Raw genomic sequence first — 16,999 nt, forward strand, 5'->3', positions numbered from 1 at the left:
TTATAGCGGCCTTTGCCTCATCGGCTTGCGTGCATCGGTTCATACCCCTGATTCCTTGCTTAATAGCATGTCTGCAATGACCGGGCGGTGATCGGAGCCGAGCGTTTGCAGCACTTGCGAAGAAACGGTACGCAGGTGAGAACTTCTTAAGATGTAGTCGATTTTCCGATCCGGGCTATCCGCGGGAAAGGTGAGGCCGTCATCGGACTGGTGAACATCCGTCCAGCTGTCGTTCATCGCCTGAAATAACGGAACGAATTCCGCCGCATTCGGACGCGCATTAAAATCGCCCAGCAGCAGACGCGGTGCTTCGTTGTGCGCCAACATATTCAGCATTTCGCGAATTTGCACAATTCGTACAGCCGGATCCGGGCGAAAATCGAGGTGCACAACGTATACGGTAAGCCCGGTGCCGTCCACGTCCAGAACCGCTTCCGCAAACCCGGGCATAGGTGCGGGGCCTCTGTCCCGGTCTTGAGCCAGCGTCGACAACCGGGTCATTGCATGGTTGCGAGCGCGTACGATTGGATACCGGCTCAGGACGGCAACGCCAAACTTCCGTTCCGGCTGACCCTCGCTGAGCGGTGGAAGCTCGTAGATCGGAGCAAAAAAAGCGTGCATATCGAGCTGCTCGGCGAGTAAGGCGATGCCGTCTTCAAACCGACTCCTTTTACCCCAATGCACGTCCGCTTCCTGCAGACCGACGATATGTGCGCCTGATTCACGGATTTCCCCGGCGATCCGGTTCAAATCGTATTCGTTGTCCATCCCGATCCCGCTATGGATGTTGTAGCTCATAACCCGTAGTTTCGTTTCCCGCTCACGTTCAAGCTTCCTGTCTTCCTTCATCGCGCTCCCTCGCTTCGTATGGTTTATGTTATAAACTTGACCCTGCTATGTATCCATTATATAACAATTGGAACGGTGCACCCGCTCTTTCTTCACCTTAATGAATGGCGGATCTTCTGAACTTGCTGCCTGGCCTCGCGCAAAAACCGGCCCCGTTCGAGGCCGGCTGTGATTTGGCTGTATCGATAGTAGCGGACTGCGTCCGCGAATACCGTCTACAAAGAGAATGACCACGGATCCGATGCGTCGATCCGCTCTGCTTCCACCGTTATCCGGAACGCCAATGAGGACATCCACATCACAGCGGAGAGCTTGCATGCTTTGGGAATCTTGTAGTGCGGTTATGCAGTCCATTATGCCGTCCATGCGTCCGCCTCCGCTTTCGCCAATTCCAACGTGTGGCGAAAGCATACTGCGACGGAAACGGCACATGCGAGTAGAGGTTGTCTCGTTACAGAATGTTACAGAGCTATTGCCCGCTCTTCTTTTTCGGGATCGAAGTCATAACGTATCGCTCGTCCAGGCACAGCTTTCCAATGTAAAACATTTGCCCCATATGCTCCGAAAAATGCGTTGCGCATTGAATCAACACTTCCAGATTCGTTCTCTCCTGATTTCGCACCGTTTGCGTCTGTTCCAGCACATCGTTCCCGATGGTCTGCAGCGTTTCAATGACCTCGCCGAACGAATGACGCACGATTCGCTTCAGTTCCCCTGTCGTTACATGCACCGGTTCAAACTCTTGATCCCGGTCCCTCGTATTGGCAGCTTTGTGGATGCCGCTCGTTATTCGCTCGTGAATGTTCCCGCGAATATGAACGATCAGATTGGCAATGCTGTTGCTAGATTCGTTCGGACGCCAATTCACCTGCTCGTCATCCAATTGATCAAGAACGAGCTGAATTCGTTTCTCAATCTCTTCAAATTTTTTGATCAAAATCCGTTTCACAGCTTCCAACTTCTTCATCTCCCTCAACTCTCATGAACTGCCGATAATGCGCTAACATTTGCAACGTTTTGGCATCCCACTTGTCCTGCTCCGTGTCCGCAACCCATCCGATATCGAGCAATCCGTCCTCCAATTTCATGTCGCCCGATACGATTCCCACCAAAAACAAATGCTTCTTGTTTACGAGTCCGATCGATTGGATTACGGCCACGCGCAAACCGATTTCTTCGAGGAACTCCCGGATGCAAGCTTGCTCCGGAGTCTCACCCACTTCGACGTGCCCGCCGGGAAAATTCCAAAAGATTTTGCCGTGTTTGTTTTGCTTGACCATCAAAAACTTGCCGTTTCGTACGACGATCCCTTGCGCGATCACGGCTTCACCCGAATCCTTCCGGACGATTGCTCATCCTATTTTTTTCACGTAGCAAAGACTTGCCTCGCAGTCGACAAGACGACTTCCTATATTTTTGGATCCGTAAAATCGAGTCCGAATACCGTTTCCTCTGGGTACCTTTCCAGCAGCTCGCGGTCGAGTTCAGCGATTAAAATACTGTAAATGTTCATTCTCAGGTTTAACCACTTGAATTTCAATGCTCTCCATTTGTACACGCTCCAATATCGTCCGTCTATTCACACCTGCTGCGCTTGAGATCGCAGAGCGCCTGGTTAACGATACGATCATCCCAAATTTGAGCTTCGATGTATCGTTCCGGCCCCTTCCTTCCATCCGGGTTCCACTGCTGAGGCCAGCCGTATTGTTCGACCATTTTCAAAATTTCATCTCTCACATACACTTGCTGCCGGTACGGCTTGCCGTCCCTAAATCTCATCGTAGGGAATAAATCACCGTAGGTGAAGCTGATCGATTGCGGATCAAATTCATCCAGCCGAATTTTGATTTGTTTTCCATCCATGTACCACTGCCTGATCCAATCGCATGGGCCCAATGTCATATAATGCGGAAACGGCTTCGCCGGCCGGCCGCCTTTACGAATAAACAGCTCCCGAGCCCTCTGCTCGAGCTGTCTGCGGATGTCCATGTAATCGTCAGACCGCCGGCTTGCAAAGACAGTGCCTTCCAGCTTCAATTCATGCATCACGCGAGCAGCTTCTTCCTCCGATAGTCCGGACAAGCTTTTAAACGGGCCGCGCTCCGCTTCGTAATAATGGTACAAACATAGATCGTTCATCATCTTAATTCCCTTTGCATCGAGTTTCCCAAGCTGCCGGACCGTTGCCGCAAGCCGTCTTAAAATCCATTTTATTATATCAAAAACAGCAATATATGGAAGTGAAATAAGAACCCGCGAGCCTGTTCTCAGTCCGCTGTGCACAACAAAACAAAAACGCCCCGGACTTGATGTCCAAGGACGTTTCTATATGGTTGCGGAACTGTTTTATTGAATGTAAATCGTCGATACCGTTTGACCGGTTCCTTGCAGCACGACTTGCTGATTTTGAATGAGCTTGGAAGAATCGCCATAGATCGTTACAGGCGAGGAAACGCTGTATGTGATCGTTTGGGTCGTTCCGTTCGTATACGTCTGGTTAATCGAAATGGTGGAAATTTGCCCTTGACTGTTCAACGTCTTGCTGTAAAACGTGCCTACGGCCGTAAAGCTTTGATTGGAATTGTTGCCGTTCTGCGTCACTTCAACGAAAATGACCGCGTTATTGTAAGAACGGATGTTGAGATTGTCCCCCGTCTGTAAGTCGGAAGCATTGACCTTCACGCCGTTCCGCATAATAAATGCGTTCGAGTTCAGCGTAAGGGACGACGCTTGCCCGCCGTTAAGGACGGTCAGCGTATTGTTATTAACGGTAGACAACAAGGTTCCCGTCGTTTGGGTGACAACCGGCTGCGTCGTAGAGCCTCCGGCCATTTGGGTCACTTCGGCGTAAACGACATTGTTGTTGTAGTAGCGAATGGTAATGGCATCTCCCGCCTGCAGCGCACCCGGACCGCTTTGACCGCCTCCCCGGAAAATGAACGAGTTGCTTGCCTCCAGGTTCAACGTAATATTTTGGCTGCCGCTTGTAACGACAAGCACATTGCCGTAAACCGGCACCGCAACGGTACCCGTCAGCGTGCCGCTCGTCGTGCTTGGCTGCACGACCGTCTGCGTCACTTCCGCGATGGCTACCGTGCTATTGTAGGCATACACGCTTACAACGTCCCCAACTTGCAGCGAAGTGATGCTTACTTTGGATCCGCTGCGGTACAGGAAGGCGTTATTGTTCAGCGACAAGCTCTCCACTTGCCCGCCGTTCACCAGCGTCAGCACATTGCTGCCTGTGGATACGACCGTACCGGAAAGTTGCCTGCTGTATGTCGGCTGCGAGCCGGTGCTGCCGGCAGGCTGCGTCACTTCAACATACACGATGGCATTATTATAAGAGCGTGTGCTTACGATATCTCCGATTTGCAGTGCCGATGCGTTCACTTGTGCCCCGTTGCGGAAGAAGAGCGCATCGGAGTTGAGCGGCAAGCTTACAGTTTGGCTCCCGTTGGTCAAAGTCAGCAAGTTGTTATTGACGACGGAAGTGAGTGTGCCTGTATTGGTAGCGGACGGCTGAGTCGGTTGCGTCGGCTGCGTCGGCCATGTGCCTACATTGCTCGATACTTCAACAAAAATAACGACATTGTTGTAAGAGCGTGTTCTCACAACGTCACCGACCTGCAGCGCCGATGCGCTCACTTTCGCGCCTCCGCGGTAGATGAAAGCGTCGGGATCAAGCGTTAAGGTTACCGTTTGGCCGTTTCTGTTCAACGTCAGCACGTTGCCCACGACCGGCGTCGTAACCGTACCTGTCACGAGTCCGACGCCGCTGTCAGGCAGCTGGTCTCCCGCCCGGTCGAGCAATGCCGCGATTTCCGCGCGCGTAACCGGCTGCGTCGGACGGAACGTGTTGTCCTCGAAGCCGTTCACTAGCCCACGTTCGACGGCTACGGCAACATAGCCTACCGAGCCGGCCGGAATTTTGTTCGCATCGGAGAACGACAGCTTCACGTTCATTTTCGTCTTGGCTTCGCTTTCCAGCTTCAACGCCTTGACGAGCAGCGTCGTTGCCCACAGACGGTCTGCCGGTTGATTCGGCTGCACCATCGTATCCGATTCGGAGAAAAGGTCGTTTTTCAAGGCGACCGACACGTAGCCAACAGCCCATGCAGGCACTTGGTTCGCATCTTTGAAATTCAGCTTCGTCGACATTTCCGTAGCCGATTCCGCCTGGTCGCGCAGCCCCATCAACCGGACGGCGGCCGTAATCGCTTCGATGCGGCTTACCTTTTCGTTAGGGCGGAACGTCCCGTCCGAGTATCCGTCAAATATATTTCTTGAAGCAAGGCTTGCAATGTAGCGCAAAGCCCATTCCATATCTTTACCTTGAACGTCTTTGAAGTCCAGCTTGCCCTTCTGCCCATTCCAGCCTCTGTTGTCATTTTTATTATTGCTTTGCTTTGAATCTTTCCAGTTGTCCCAATCTTTCCAGTCTTTCGAATCTTTGGCGAAAGCGCTTGTGCCGGCGCCGAGCACCATCGCTGCGGTCAGGCTGGTCACAACAAGCTTTTTCATGGGCAAGTGCTTCATTCCGAAATCTCCCCTTTGATAAGATAAGAGCAATATTAAGTATTACTTCGTGCGATACTACAATCATTCGAGCACTAACCAATAATTGGGGGGTACCCGTGAAATCTTTTTTATCGAAAAGAAAAAAGCGTCTCCCGCCCGCGAAAATGCAGGGAGAGACGCTCTGCTGCTGCTCAATCATATGCGACACACGTTAGCGGGAACGGTACACTTCTCCGTTCTCCAGCACGATCCACGGCTTGCTGCCGCCGTCCGTTAACGACATGTCGACGATACGTTGCGAAAAACGAATGGCAGACTGAACGGCCCCTTGGTCGCCGAGCGTATACAACAGGCCGTTATCCGCAGCTGCGAGATAACGGGTCTGATCGCCGAGATTCCATCCGTCCACCTGAAGTACGCGATCATTCAGCGTCGTGCGGAAACGGACCGTACCGTCGGGAGCCAGCGCATAAAACTGGAATCCGTCCGTTCCGGCTAAAATCTCCACTTCACCGTCACCGTTGAAATCTCCTGCGCGAACATCGTTCACTTCGCCGCCGACATTGCGCACCCATCGTTCCTGCAGCTTGCCTTTGTACTGAATGAGCCGGACTTCATTCTGTTTTGTGCCGAAAGCGACAGCCGGCGGTTCGTCCCCGTTCCACGATTTCAGCGCTTCGACCACTTTCCAGCCCGGCCCTCCGGTGGCGCTGCTGCGCGTGATCGCCTTTTCATTCCAATAGGCATAGTATGCATATTCCAATCCGAACATGCCTTCTTCTTTGCCGTCGCCGTCAAAATCGGCAAATTCCATATCTTCGATCCCGTAATAATAGAGCAGATCCTCGTATTTCAGGTTGCCGCTCGGATCAAGTCCGTATATATACCGGAACTGCGTGCCCACCATAACCCATGGTTCCTGATCGGCTCCGTTCACATAAGCAACCCGAACGTTTGTTATGCCGACGAGATTTCCTTTTTGCTCCCGGTGCGCCGTGTCGCTCGGGAATTTGTATTTCCATTTCTCGTTCCCCTGCGCATCAAGCGCATGCACATACCAATTTTCCGTCGCGACAAATACCGTCGTCTGGCCGGCAAGCTGCTGCACCGTCACTTCGTTAACCCTTCCCTGTGCTGTAAATGACCACAACGCCGCGCCATCTTGCGTGACGGCTGTCACCGTGCCGTTGCTGCCTGCCAATACAAGTTCTTCCTTGCCGTCGCCGTTCAAATCGCCTTTCGCCGAATCGGTAACAGTGCCCTGGAATTCGAACACTTTCTGCCAATCTGTGTCCGGGTCCGATTGATCCGGATGCGGCTTTTTCCATTGCGTCGGGTTTTCCCTGTCGAACACCGCATGTTCCAGACGCTGCTGCATCTGCTTGCTCCAAGTCACCGTACCGGAGTCGAGCGCCGCATCCCGGACCGGCTGTCCTTGCGCATCATAGTGCACTTTATCTTTGCGCAAGCCGTAGGCCGCCCATTTCCCTGTTGCCGTATCAAGCTTGAACATGACAGGCTGCGCGAAATGCAGCGCCGTGCTGCCGATTCGCACGTCCGTCGCTTCGGCCGCCAGCAGCTGCCCTTCCCCAATCAGATGGAACGCGCCGTTAGAGCTGAAATGGTCCGTGTTCAGCGCAGATTGGACGGCCAGCCATTTCGCCGACTTATCCTTAATCTCCAGCGTCGTCTCGTTCAATCTTCTCGTTATCACCGCCGATTCGTCCGACTTGCGACTGGACAGCACGTTAATAAACTGCTGCCGCTCGCCAGCTCCATACTGCTTCTCTTCGACTACTTCAGAGAGCACCGTTTCTTTATTGGCATACGGATATGGATAGACCGTTTTCCAATACTTGACGAAATGCCCGTATCGGTCCTGCAGCCTAAGATCGGACGCATCCAGACTTTTCAAGTCCATCGTTACGCCCTGCTGTTCCACTTCGAAGCCGTCGTTGGCGATGCTCGCTTCTCCCATCGACTGCCACAAGTTTTTCAGCAAATACCGGCCGCCCTCGCGGAATGAAATATCGTCGTAGATTACGTAAAAGTTGCCGTTCGGACTTACAATCGAGCGCTGCCAATCGGTTCCGTTATAATTCGGTACCGTGCTGCGGCTCAAGCCGGTCCCTTCGATATCCGCCGCCCACTCCAGCTTCGCGAGAGGCGGTTTCTTCTTCTGCTCGCCGTCCTTGACCACAACTAACCCGCTATGATGCTCCGACGTGTTCTCAATGTAGTCCCGGTCCGTCAAGAACAGCCGACCGTTCGCGCTGTAGTTGAGAATCGCGTTGCCGTCCTGATGCCCATGTTTGCCTGCGGAGAAGCCGTCCAAGATCAAATAACTGTCATCCTGGCCGTAGCCTTCGCGGAACGTCATTTTGTGGAATGCATCTTCCACATCGACTTCAAGCGGCGTTTGCTCCGTGTCCCGCACATCGTCGTACACGCCCTGCTCCACAGGGTATGCCTGCAGCTTGGCGTAGTTCCCCGGAGGCAGCTCTCCTACCGCGCTGTCCCCTACGGCCGTGTAGCGATGGATCGGAAAATCGAGGTCGCTCATCCGCTGGCCGGGGAACGGCCCCGTTTTCGCCCGTTCAAGCAAATATAAATACAGCGGATCACCGTAAAACCAAGAAGCTGCATTCATCACCTGGGCGTGGCCCCATGAATACGCGGAGCTGGCTCCAAACGGATACGTATCGCCGCCGCCCGACATCGTGCCCAAATTATCGATCATCATCGAATGCAGGTCGGCGCTAGGTCTGAGACTGCGCGCGATGAAGTCGAGATTGCCGACAGCCATCGCGTAGTCGATATTCGTCATCGGCACGTGCATCAAGTAGTCGGACCCTTCGTCCAGGCTGATGTAGGACGTATTGCCCGTAAATATCCGGTCCCCAAGCTGTTTCCACGGAACCGTTTCAGGCAAGTGATAGTATTTTCCAAAGAAATCGCTCCCTGCAATAAGAGACAACGCCGGGAAAATCTCATGGTTCCATCGCGGAGCCGACGGCTTCGCTACCGCCAAATATCGGTCTTTCGCGTTCGCCTCGTACGTCAAATACAGTGCGGATGTGATCTGCTTCCGGTCGAGCGCTGTAAAAATCGGCGACGCCTCCATCACCGCCCAGTTCTGAATCAGCGTATCGCCGTCCGTCCACATGTTGCCCGGCTCGTTCAACTGCCACATCGCTTGCACCGGATAACGGTTAGCAAAGTCGGAATACCCTTTAAGCAGCTTCCGGTATATTTCACCAAAGGCGGGATGGCCGGTGAGCTGGTAGTTTTCGCCGAAAATTTTGATGCGTGAAAACAAATATTGCAGCGCTGTCGCGTCCGTCTCATTATTCGTTGTCGGTTTCAATGCTGCAATCCACTTATCGGCATTCGCAAGAGCCGTTCGAAGCTGAGCCTCCGTCGGATGGCCGTCATACTGCATGTACGTCTCGGTCTGCGGAGCCAGTTTCACTTCGGCAACCCACGGGAGCTCCACTGCCGTCTGCTGATCGATGAGCTGCAGCAGCCGGTTCGTTCCTTCGTTCGCTCCGGTCAAATCGCTGGCCCCGAGAACGATCGTATTGCCGCCGAGCCCGAATGGGTCAATGGCGGTCTGCAACTGGTAGCCGCCTTGTCCCGGATAAACCGCATCCGCATACGACATACGCAGCCCATACAAGCGGGCCATTTGCCGGTTGTTGCCGAGGTTGCCGAGAATGAGCGTGTTTCCGCTCCAGCCTTCGCTGAACTTGCCGGCATCCGGGGCGACGACTTGAGCCTCGATGTTCCACTTTTGCCGCAGCTTGGTCGCAATAGACTGTCCCAATGCGCTCCATCCGTTTTCAGTAGGCGCGACAATGCGCACATCGTTCATGCTTGTCGTCTTTTGCAGCGTTCGGGGGTGAAGGTTTTTGTAGGGCGGCACTTCGTTCGCCCCGAATACATTAACTTCCAAAGAGGCTTGCATTGCGCCGTACGTTGCGTTTACGACGGTCGTTCCGGAAGCCAGCCCCGTCACGATTCCTTTGACGACGGAAGCGACAGACGGATCTTGGGCGACGTAGGCCGCCTGTTCTTCCAACAGCCGAATATCGCCGTCCGCATAGCTGCCAAGCAGATGCACCTGCCCTGTCTTGCCTTCCTGCACATTGATGGAATCCGGTACCATTTGCAAACTTTGCAGCGGACTCGTCGGCAGACCAAGACCGCTGCGAATACGCACATTGTCCATATAAAACGTCCCGGTACTCGTACTGATTGTCGCTATGCGGAACAGATTCACGTTCGTTGCGGTCTCATCACGGAACGCGGTATCTTTTTTCCACAGGAGCAGATTGCTTCCGTCAAATACATAAATCGTTTTTTTGTGTGTGGCGGCATTGAAATCGACGCGAAAACGATACCATTTCCCGGTTTCGTACGTTTCGCTGGAAATAAGCCGCGTCGCACCGTCATAATATTCGAACGTGCCGTTCGCGAGGAGACCAATCCATTCCACCGGCTTCGTTCCGGCTGTCCCCGTACTTTCCAGCAGCATGACGAACCTGTCGGCTGTGTCAGCCTTCGCCCACCATTCGACGCTGCCGGTTTCCATGGGTTGAAACGGCAGCCGTGCGCCCATCGCCTTCGTCTTGTCATTGTCTACCACTTTGACGGCTTTGCTTCCGCTCACCGCATACACTTGATCCGTCACGGTAACTTCCGGGCTCGCATTCGTCCATCCGAACTGTCCGTTTAACGGACCGAGGGCGAACGATTCGAAATCGAAAAACAAATCGCCCGGAGCCGCTTCGGCACGTTGGATAGAAGGCGTAATGACCGTCGATAACGCAACCATTAACGCAATCAGGAGATGGACCATCGATACGGATAAGGAGCTTTTTCTATTCCTTTGGGTTGACCGGCTCACAAACATTCCCTCTCTCTTGGTTTTTATTATGCAAGCAGCGCATGCCCGGCAGCTTGATCTGCTTCCCTCACCTCCGTTTATCATGTGCGACGATTAGCGCATCATAGGATAAATTGTCGAAATAGTCAGACATCTATGAGCGTGCCGAACCCTCCCGTACTTCAATTCGAAATACAGGATCGCAACATGTCTCCAGTTGTTGGATGTATAACCCAATTCTAGAAAAGAGGTTGACGGGTTGTCAATCGGTGCGCCACTTCCCGTCAATTAATAGACACGCACCCAGCCGGGAATTGTGAAAAAAAAATAAAGTCCGCTTGCGCTACTTGCGCAATGCGGACTTTATTCCCTTTGTTTCATTCCTGAAGCGTATGCGTCGCTTATAGCTCGAAGACAGCTTCGTTTCCGGCACACACTGAGCGCCATGTCAGTCGCACAGTTTACAATATCACCTTACCGATTGCCCGGCTGCGCTGCATTTCCAGCTTAGCCCGCTTTTCCGCCCGCTGCGAAAGGAGGATCGGTCAATGCCCGATTAACCGCCTCCGCAACGCCTTCACCAAATCGTCCGTTTGCGATGTAACCGCCGATGGCTTGAACCGCCGCTTTCACCTCTGACTCGGCATTGCCCGGCACGGCTGCGGCAAAGCCCAAGCGTCCGTCGAGCATCGACAAGTCGTTGCAGCTGTCCCCGATGGCCAGCAGCTCGGGCGGAGCGATGCCGAGCTTTCGGCACACTTCCAGCAGCACCGGGCCTTTGCCGGCGGAAGCGTGGCGGATCGCAATGCCGGCCACGTTGCGCACCGCCGTATACGGCAGTTTATGGCTGCGAAGCCATGCCGACAGCACCGCTTCACTGCTCCTTGCCGCATCGGCGCTGCCGAAACGGATTTCCACGAAGCCTCTGCGCTGCTCTACTTCACCCATAACCCGGGACGCACTCGGATCGATTGCAGCCAATTCGCCGGCAAGCAGCTCGTTCACTCCTTGAAGGATAGCGTCAAAGCGCGAGCGCTCAGCCTGGAGTATCTTATCGTTCCACTCTGCATCCGGCACATAAACCATGCCATCGTTCAAATAATGAATGCAGCGCTCCTCGGAGACGATGACTTGAGGCCAGCTCTCCACCACAGGGTTAACCTTTTCGCGTTCAAGCAGCTCCAGGATGAACGGCAAATCCCGCCCCGTAGCAATGGCAACGATCGCTTGTTGACGGGCAGCGAGGCGCAGCGCCTCTACGCCGGCCGGCAAAAAGCCGTACCTCCCCGAGGTGCCTCCAAGCAGCGTGCCGTCCAGATCGACGGCAACCAAGCTGAGCTTCACGTTTGCTCCCCTCCTTGACCGCTGGCGAGATAGTTCCCGAGCTCCGCCGCATAGCGCAGTCCCGCGTCGCGCAGCCCGTCGGGCAGCACCCGTATCGAGCTGTGCGCTTCATACGTGAAATCGCCCGCATATCGTATGTCTCTCAGCGCTTCCGTCACTGCAGCCCAATCGATGGTGCCGCTAAACGGGAGCAAGTGCTGATCCCTGATGCCGTCGTTATCGTTAATGTGGGTGGCCTTTAGCCGGCTGCCCAGCTCCCGGATTCGCGCCTGACTGAGGCTCTGTTCATGAGCGTGACCGGTATCCCAACACGCGCCTACCAGCGGGTGATTCAGCGTATCGATCAGCTCGATCAGTTCATCCGGCATCGCGCAATAAGCGCGCCTGCGCGCGAGAGGCTGGGCCTGCGTCCGGTCGTACATGTTTTCCAGGGCGATGCCGACGCCGGTGCGTTCCGCCGCAGGAAGAAGACGCTCATAAAAGCGGACGTTGTACTCCAGCAGCTCCTTGTACGGCTCCCCGTTCCCGGTTATCGAGCTCGGGTGAAACACAACCCACGGGATGCTCAGGATCGCCGCCGTTTGCAGCGACCTTTCCGCCATCGACAGGAACGATTCTACATTTAAATGAAGCACCATGTCGGAGAAGCTGCGTCCGTGAACCGGACCGTGCATTTGCGTAAACTGCAAGCCGAGTGCATCGGCCAATGAGCGGATGCGCTGCGCCCAAGCCTCTTCTTCTTCCCACGTCAAGCCGTGCACGTACTTCTGGTAATCCCAATAGTTGAAATCAAGCGTTGTAAAGCCCGCATCCCGGCACCGCTGCATCGCCCGGTCGATCGGATAGTCCGGCAAAAACACATTCAACGAAGTCGAAACTTTCATGATCATCATCCCTTCTATGGCTACTTTTTGGCTTGTGAGCTTATATATTTGTTGATCTCTTCTTCGGAGCTTCTCAGCGCCGTGTTGACATCCATTTTATCGGCGACATAATCCGTGAACATTTTTTTCAGAACTTCATTGCCCTTCGAATGATAGATCGAGAACGGAGGCGCATAAGCCGGCGTACTCTTGAACAAGCTCGCGACGTTTTTCCCCTTCAAAATATCCATTTTCGTTCCAAAGGCTTTGTTAACCGCCGGATTGGTTAGTGCCGAGATGCGTCCCGTCGCGCTTGTGCTAAGCGTCTGAATCTCGTCCGAGAAAAACACCTCCATTACTTTCATCGCTTCTTCTTTATGCTTGCTCGTTTTGCTCACCATGAGCAGATGCAGGTCGTACATGCCGTACGTATTCGGCGTTTCCTTATAACTAGGATATTGAGCCATATCCCAGTTTAGTTCTTTCGCCTGATTGAGCTGGTCCAAAATATTGACGGTGGCGATCATCGCCAGCGTCTTGTCTTTCTTAAACCGGCTGATGCTTAATTTCATTGGATTGTTCGGAATGGAATACAGCTGCTTGCCCAGTTCGAAAGCTTGTTTATACTTGGCGTTATCGACCGTTGCTTTGTTCGTTTTCGCGTCGACCGGAATCAATGAAAGCGGATACGTTAATCTCGACAACGTATCGATGTCCAGTCCGCTGTATTCCACCCCGTTCTCCAATCGGGATAACCGGCGCGTAAGCTCCACCGTATCGTCCCAGGTCATGCCGTCTTTCGGATAAGGCACTCCGAATCGCTCGAAAATGTCCTTGTTGTAGTAGAGTGCGGAAAACTGGATATTATACGGCAGTCCGAATATTTCGCCTTTGTCGGACAGTTCTTTTATCGTATTCATCGTCTTCATGTCAAAACGGCCCAGATCAAGGGGGTATTGCTTGGCTAGCGCAGCGACATCCTCGAAGATATTCAAATCTTTATACCCGCCGACGTTGCCGTTCCACATAAGTATGAAATCGAGTTCTTGGCCGGACGCTACGAGGTTCTCGAAGGTGATGGAGCTCTTGTCCATCATTTGCACCGTGATATGTGGGTATTTCTTTTTCACCGGTTCCGCGATCAACAAATTGAAATCGGCCTCGGACATCGGATTGTTCGGATACAGCTTCAGCGTCACGGGATTCGCCTGTTTGTCCGTCGTCTTTCCGTCTCTCCCCGATTTTTCCATATTTGACGTACAGCCCGTCAAGGATGCAGCCGACAAAGCGAGCATACCGAGAACCGCGAAGCGAAGCAGCCTTTTGCCCATGGAATAACCTCCCTTTATGTTGTCATTTCTACTCCATTATTGATGGTTAAACCGGGAATAGGAATAACAATAGGTAGTTCATTTTTATCCATTTGTAGGGCGAACGGTGATCCATACTCGGATCGATGGAAGATGATGTATAATAAGCGTACTATCGAGCACGGACAAACCAGCCTTACAGCTCCCTGGGAAAGAGGTCGAATCTAGATGCAGGAATTCCATCACGAATACGCCGAAAGATGGGTGCATGCGCCGGATGCTTTCGATCAAAAAGGCGGTCTGTTCGTCATCCATCTCGGGCATAACATCGCAAAATCGAACTACTGTTCGGGCCCGAGACAAACGGGACATTATACGTTTCATTTCGTCCGGGAGGGCCAGGTGGAATTTTTCTACGGCGAGCACCGGGTCGTCTTGTCCAAAGGCGATATGTTCTGTAAATTTCCGCATGTGTCGTACACATACAAGCTATACCCAAGTGCCGATCCGCTCAAAATGGTATGGCTTGCCTTTAACGGCAGTCAAGCCGCGGAGTTGATGGCGATGGCCGGTTTTTCGCATGATCGAATGTATCGGAACCACGTACTGGATCAGGACATGGAGCTGCTGCTGCGGCAAATCGTGCAGACGCCGAAGCAGATGAGCAAGAAGCATCTCGCTCACCTGAACGGATTGCTGTACCGGATTTACGGACTGCTTATCCCGGAAAATCATGACGGCACGAACGCGCAAGCGAAAGACTACTGGGTGCAAAAAAGCCTTGATTTTATTCATTCGTTCTACGCGGAAAAAATTAACGTCAACGATATCGCCACGTATGTCGGTATTCACCGCACCCATTTTTCCAAAACGTTCACGGAAGAAGTCGGGCTTCCCCCAGCCGCTTATTTGCAAAACGTGCGCATGGAAAAAGCCGGACGGCTGCTCCGGCAGACGAAGCTGTCTGTGACGGAGATTGCGTTGTCTGTCGGGTTCATGGATTTGTATCCGTTTACAAGGGCGTTTACGCGGCAGTTCGGCTGTTCTCCGAGCCGGTTCCGTCAAGCGGCGGCGGCGCAGCAATAAAAAAGGACGAGAATCGCATTCACCCTTAAGGTGAATACGATTCTCGTCCTTTGAAGCTGGATGAAGTACTAAAGCCAGGCGTGAAGCCCTTCATGACGCACCGTCCATGAGCCGTCGCTCGGAAAGCCGGGTGCGTGACTGCCGGGGCCGTTCTGCCAGCCCGCGGCCATCATCGCCACCGCGATCAGCAGCCCGCCGTTGCCCGGCAAGTATGCGCTCAGACGTTGATTCAAATAATTGTGCCCGTTCGGCAAATACGTATTTTTTTGCGTCTCGTAGAGGAGCAGATCAATTGCCAGAGCGCCGTCCCCGAGTCTGGCCGCCGTCATGGCCGCCATCGGAAAATCCCAACCCCATGTCGTATCCCATCTCCAGCTCTCCAGCACTTTTTGCAGCGTATTTCTCATCACTTCCGGGTCGACCATGACTCCGGGAAGCATACCGAACGCCCCCAGCATGGACGGATGGTCGTGATTTTTGTCCGTATACGTATCCGGCGCGTTCTCGTGAGCGAGGTAGACTCCATCCTGCTGCGGAAGCGCAGACAAATGGTCGATCACTTCCCGCCACTTCGGATTGGCGGGCTGCCCCTGCCTTTGCGCCCACAGACAGGCCAATTCGAGGGCATGACGCCAATATTCGAGCTCGTAGGTAGGGTTCCAGGTCGTCGCGGCTCTATGATTTTCTTGCGCCGGTATGACGGGGGGGCCAAGTACATATCTTTGCCGCTCCCCGTCCCACTGCGCGAACGAAGCCATGAAATCCGCCGACTCCCTCACGACGTCGCCGTATAGCTCCAGCGTCTCCTGCGTCGGCTCGGACAAGTACAGCAGCTCCGCCATCGCAATCGGATGCGGCTGCTGCCAAACGAGCAGCGTCGCGACCGTAGACGGACTTTGCTTTCCTTCCGGCCCGACCATTTTCGGCCATCGCGCGCCAACGTAGCCTTGAAAGCGCGCCAGCTCTCTGGCTATCGGCAATATTTCGCGATACCAGCCCATGCTTCGCTTCAGCAAAGGGGCGCGCCCCCACAGCGGAAAATGAACCGCATGCCACCAGTGCATCTCCAGATGCGGCTTGCCGAACCAGCTGTTATACAGCAGGCCGGTTTCCTGAGGCGGAATCGAGCCTGCGCTGTGGATAGCAAGTACAAATTGAGAGAGCACGATGCGCCGCTCCAGTTCTAGCGCCCGCGGATCCCGGCTGTCTGCCAGTTCAATGACGCCGCCGTTCATCCAGAACCGCTCCCAATAGTTCCGGCTCGCTTGAAGCGTGTCTTGAACTGACACGATGGACGGCGAATGTCCTGCCGGGACAAAATGAGCGACGAATGACAGCGTTGCAGCCTCCCCAAGACATTCGAGCTGCAGCGAATGCGGTCCGGTTTGTCTGAGAATCCCTTGGCTCCACTGCAGCGCAACCCGGTAACCGTCCTCGTCCATCGACCGGTCGATAACAGCGTCGCGATCCCTGTTTTGCTTGAGCACGGTGGCGTGCGTATCGGACTCTCCCCAATTCAAGCCGATGGACTTATCCCAGGAACGGTCGGTCATGCCGGGAGCCGGGAAACGGATGGAAATGTCCATTCGCCCTTCCGCAAGCAGCTGACTCTCTACCTGAACCGCAAGCTGGTCCGTATCCGGGTGAATGGCCGTGCGCACGGTCACTTCGCGTCCCATCACGTTGTAGCGGCTGTGGAGTATGCCGCTCCACAGATCGAGCGTCTGCTCGGCATCCGCAATGCTTTCGGACGAAATGGCCGCGCCAGATTCATCCTTGAAGACGAATCCGATTTGCCCAAGCTGCAGCCGGTGCGGATTTTGCCTGAGCCAATGGTATGGTTCCTCCCTGTCTTCGGCGTGAACCGGATAGCCGCCATTGCCCGTTAGCGCATCGGCGTACTGCATGCGCACGTCGTTCAAACTCCAGACGTTCCGCCCGCCGCTGCTGTGCCAGCCCCATTGGGACTGTGTCCCAAGTGGAACTTCATACGCTTCCGGGAACGTTTGCAGCCCGGTCATGTCGGCGGTAAATGCGAACTCTCCGTTGCCTACGGCCAGCGGCGACAAGGGCAGAACGCCCCTCGCCACCGGATTATGTCTGGAAACAAGCGCCTTGCGATCGATTGCCACGGTCGT

The 16,999-nt window shown here is 54.0% G+C and carries 11 protein-coding genes; 1 reads left to right on the forward strand and 10 read right to left on the reverse strand.

Annotation, left to right across the window (positions count from 1 at the left end):
- Positions 1 to 39: 39 nt before the first annotated feature.
- From ACFQI7_RS14780 to ACFQI7_RS14820, 9 genes are all read right to left on the reverse strand, one after another.
- Positions 40 to 849 carry an endonuclease/exonuclease/phosphatase family protein gene (locus tag ACFQI7_RS14780; RefSeq protein ID WP_218097683.1) on the reverse strand — a complete coding sequence of 270 codons (810 nt, stop codon included), beginning with the start codon at positions 847 to 849 and terminating at the stop codon, positions 40 to 42.
- Between the two features lie 469 nt (positions 850 to 1,318).
- A complete protein-coding gene (locus tag ACFQI7_RS14785) occupies positions 1,319 to 1,798 on the reverse strand; it encodes a DinB family protein (RefSeq protein WP_230414722.1) in 480 nt (159 codons plus the stop codon).
- The gene (locus ACFQI7_RS14790; RefSeq protein WP_218097685.1) at positions 1,770 to 2,171 is read right to left on the reverse strand and encodes an NUDIX hydrolase; all 402 of its coding nucleotides are present in this window, start codon (positions 2,169 to 2,171) and stop codon (positions 1,770 to 1,772) included. Before ACFQI7_RS14790 ends, ACFQI7_RS14785 begins: the two co-directional genes overlap by 29 nt.
- A 253-nt stretch (positions 2,172 to 2,424) precedes the next feature.
- Entirely contained in the window at positions 2,425 to 2,991 is a 567-nt protein-coding gene (locus tag ACFQI7_RS14795) for a hypothetical protein (protein ID WP_329958210.1), read from the reverse strand.
- A gap of 204 nt (positions 2,992 to 3,195) precedes the next feature.
- Positions 3,196 to 5,388, reverse strand: coding sequence for an S-layer homology domain-containing protein (locus ACFQI7_RS14800; RefSeq protein WP_218097686.1), 2,193 nt, complete (start codon positions 5,386 to 5,388; stop codon positions 3,196 to 3,198).
- Positions 5,389 to 5,581: 193 nt separating this feature from the next.
- Positions 5,582 to 10,279: a PQQ-binding-like beta-propeller repeat protein gene (locus tag ACFQI7_RS14805; protein WP_218097687.1), complete on the reverse strand. Its 4,698-nt coding sequence runs from the start codon at positions 10,277 to 10,279 to the stop codon at positions 5,582 to 5,584.
- A 486-nt stretch (positions 10,280 to 10,765) separates the two neighbouring features.
- Positions 10,766 to 11,602 carry an HAD family hydrolase gene (locus ACFQI7_RS14810; protein ID WP_218097688.1) on the reverse strand — a complete coding sequence of 279 codons (837 nt, stop codon included), beginning with the start codon at positions 11,600 to 11,602 and terminating at the stop codon, positions 10,766 to 10,768.
- Positions 11,599 to 12,486, reverse strand: a complete 888-nt coding sequence (locus ACFQI7_RS14815; protein ID WP_218097689.1) for a sugar phosphate isomerase/epimerase family protein — start codon at positions 12,484 to 12,486, stop codon at positions 11,599 to 11,601. Before ACFQI7_RS14815 ends, ACFQI7_RS14810 begins: the two co-directional genes overlap by 4 nt.
- Positions 12,487 to 12,506: 20 nt before the next feature.
- Entirely contained in the window at positions 12,507 to 13,796 is a 1,290-nt protein-coding gene (locus ACFQI7_RS14820) for an ABC transporter substrate-binding protein (protein WP_218097690.1), read from the reverse strand.
- Positions 13,797 to 14,003: 207 nt separating this feature from the next.
- On the opposite strand from ACFQI7_RS14820, the gene ACFQI7_RS14825 reads away from it, so the two are divergent.
- Positions 14,004 to 14,861, forward strand: a complete 858-nt coding sequence (locus ACFQI7_RS14825; RefSeq protein ID WP_218097691.1) for a helix-turn-helix transcriptional regulator — start codon at positions 14,004 to 14,006, stop codon at positions 14,859 to 14,861.
- 68 nt (positions 14,862 to 14,929) lie between these two features.
- On the opposite strand, the gene ACFQI7_RS14830 is transcribed toward ACFQI7_RS14825, so the two are convergent.
- A complete protein-coding gene (locus tag ACFQI7_RS14830) occupies positions 14,930 to 16,993 on the reverse strand; it encodes a glycoside hydrolase family 65 (protein WP_230414672.1) in 2,064 nt (687 codons plus the stop codon).
- Positions 16,994 to 16,999 lie beyond the last annotated feature (6 nt).

The organism is Paenibacillus allorhizosphaerae (assembly GCF_042659105.1).
GTDB lineage: Bacteria > Bacillota > Bacilli > Paenibacillales > NBRC-103111 > Paenibacillus_G > Paenibacillus_G allorhizosphaerae.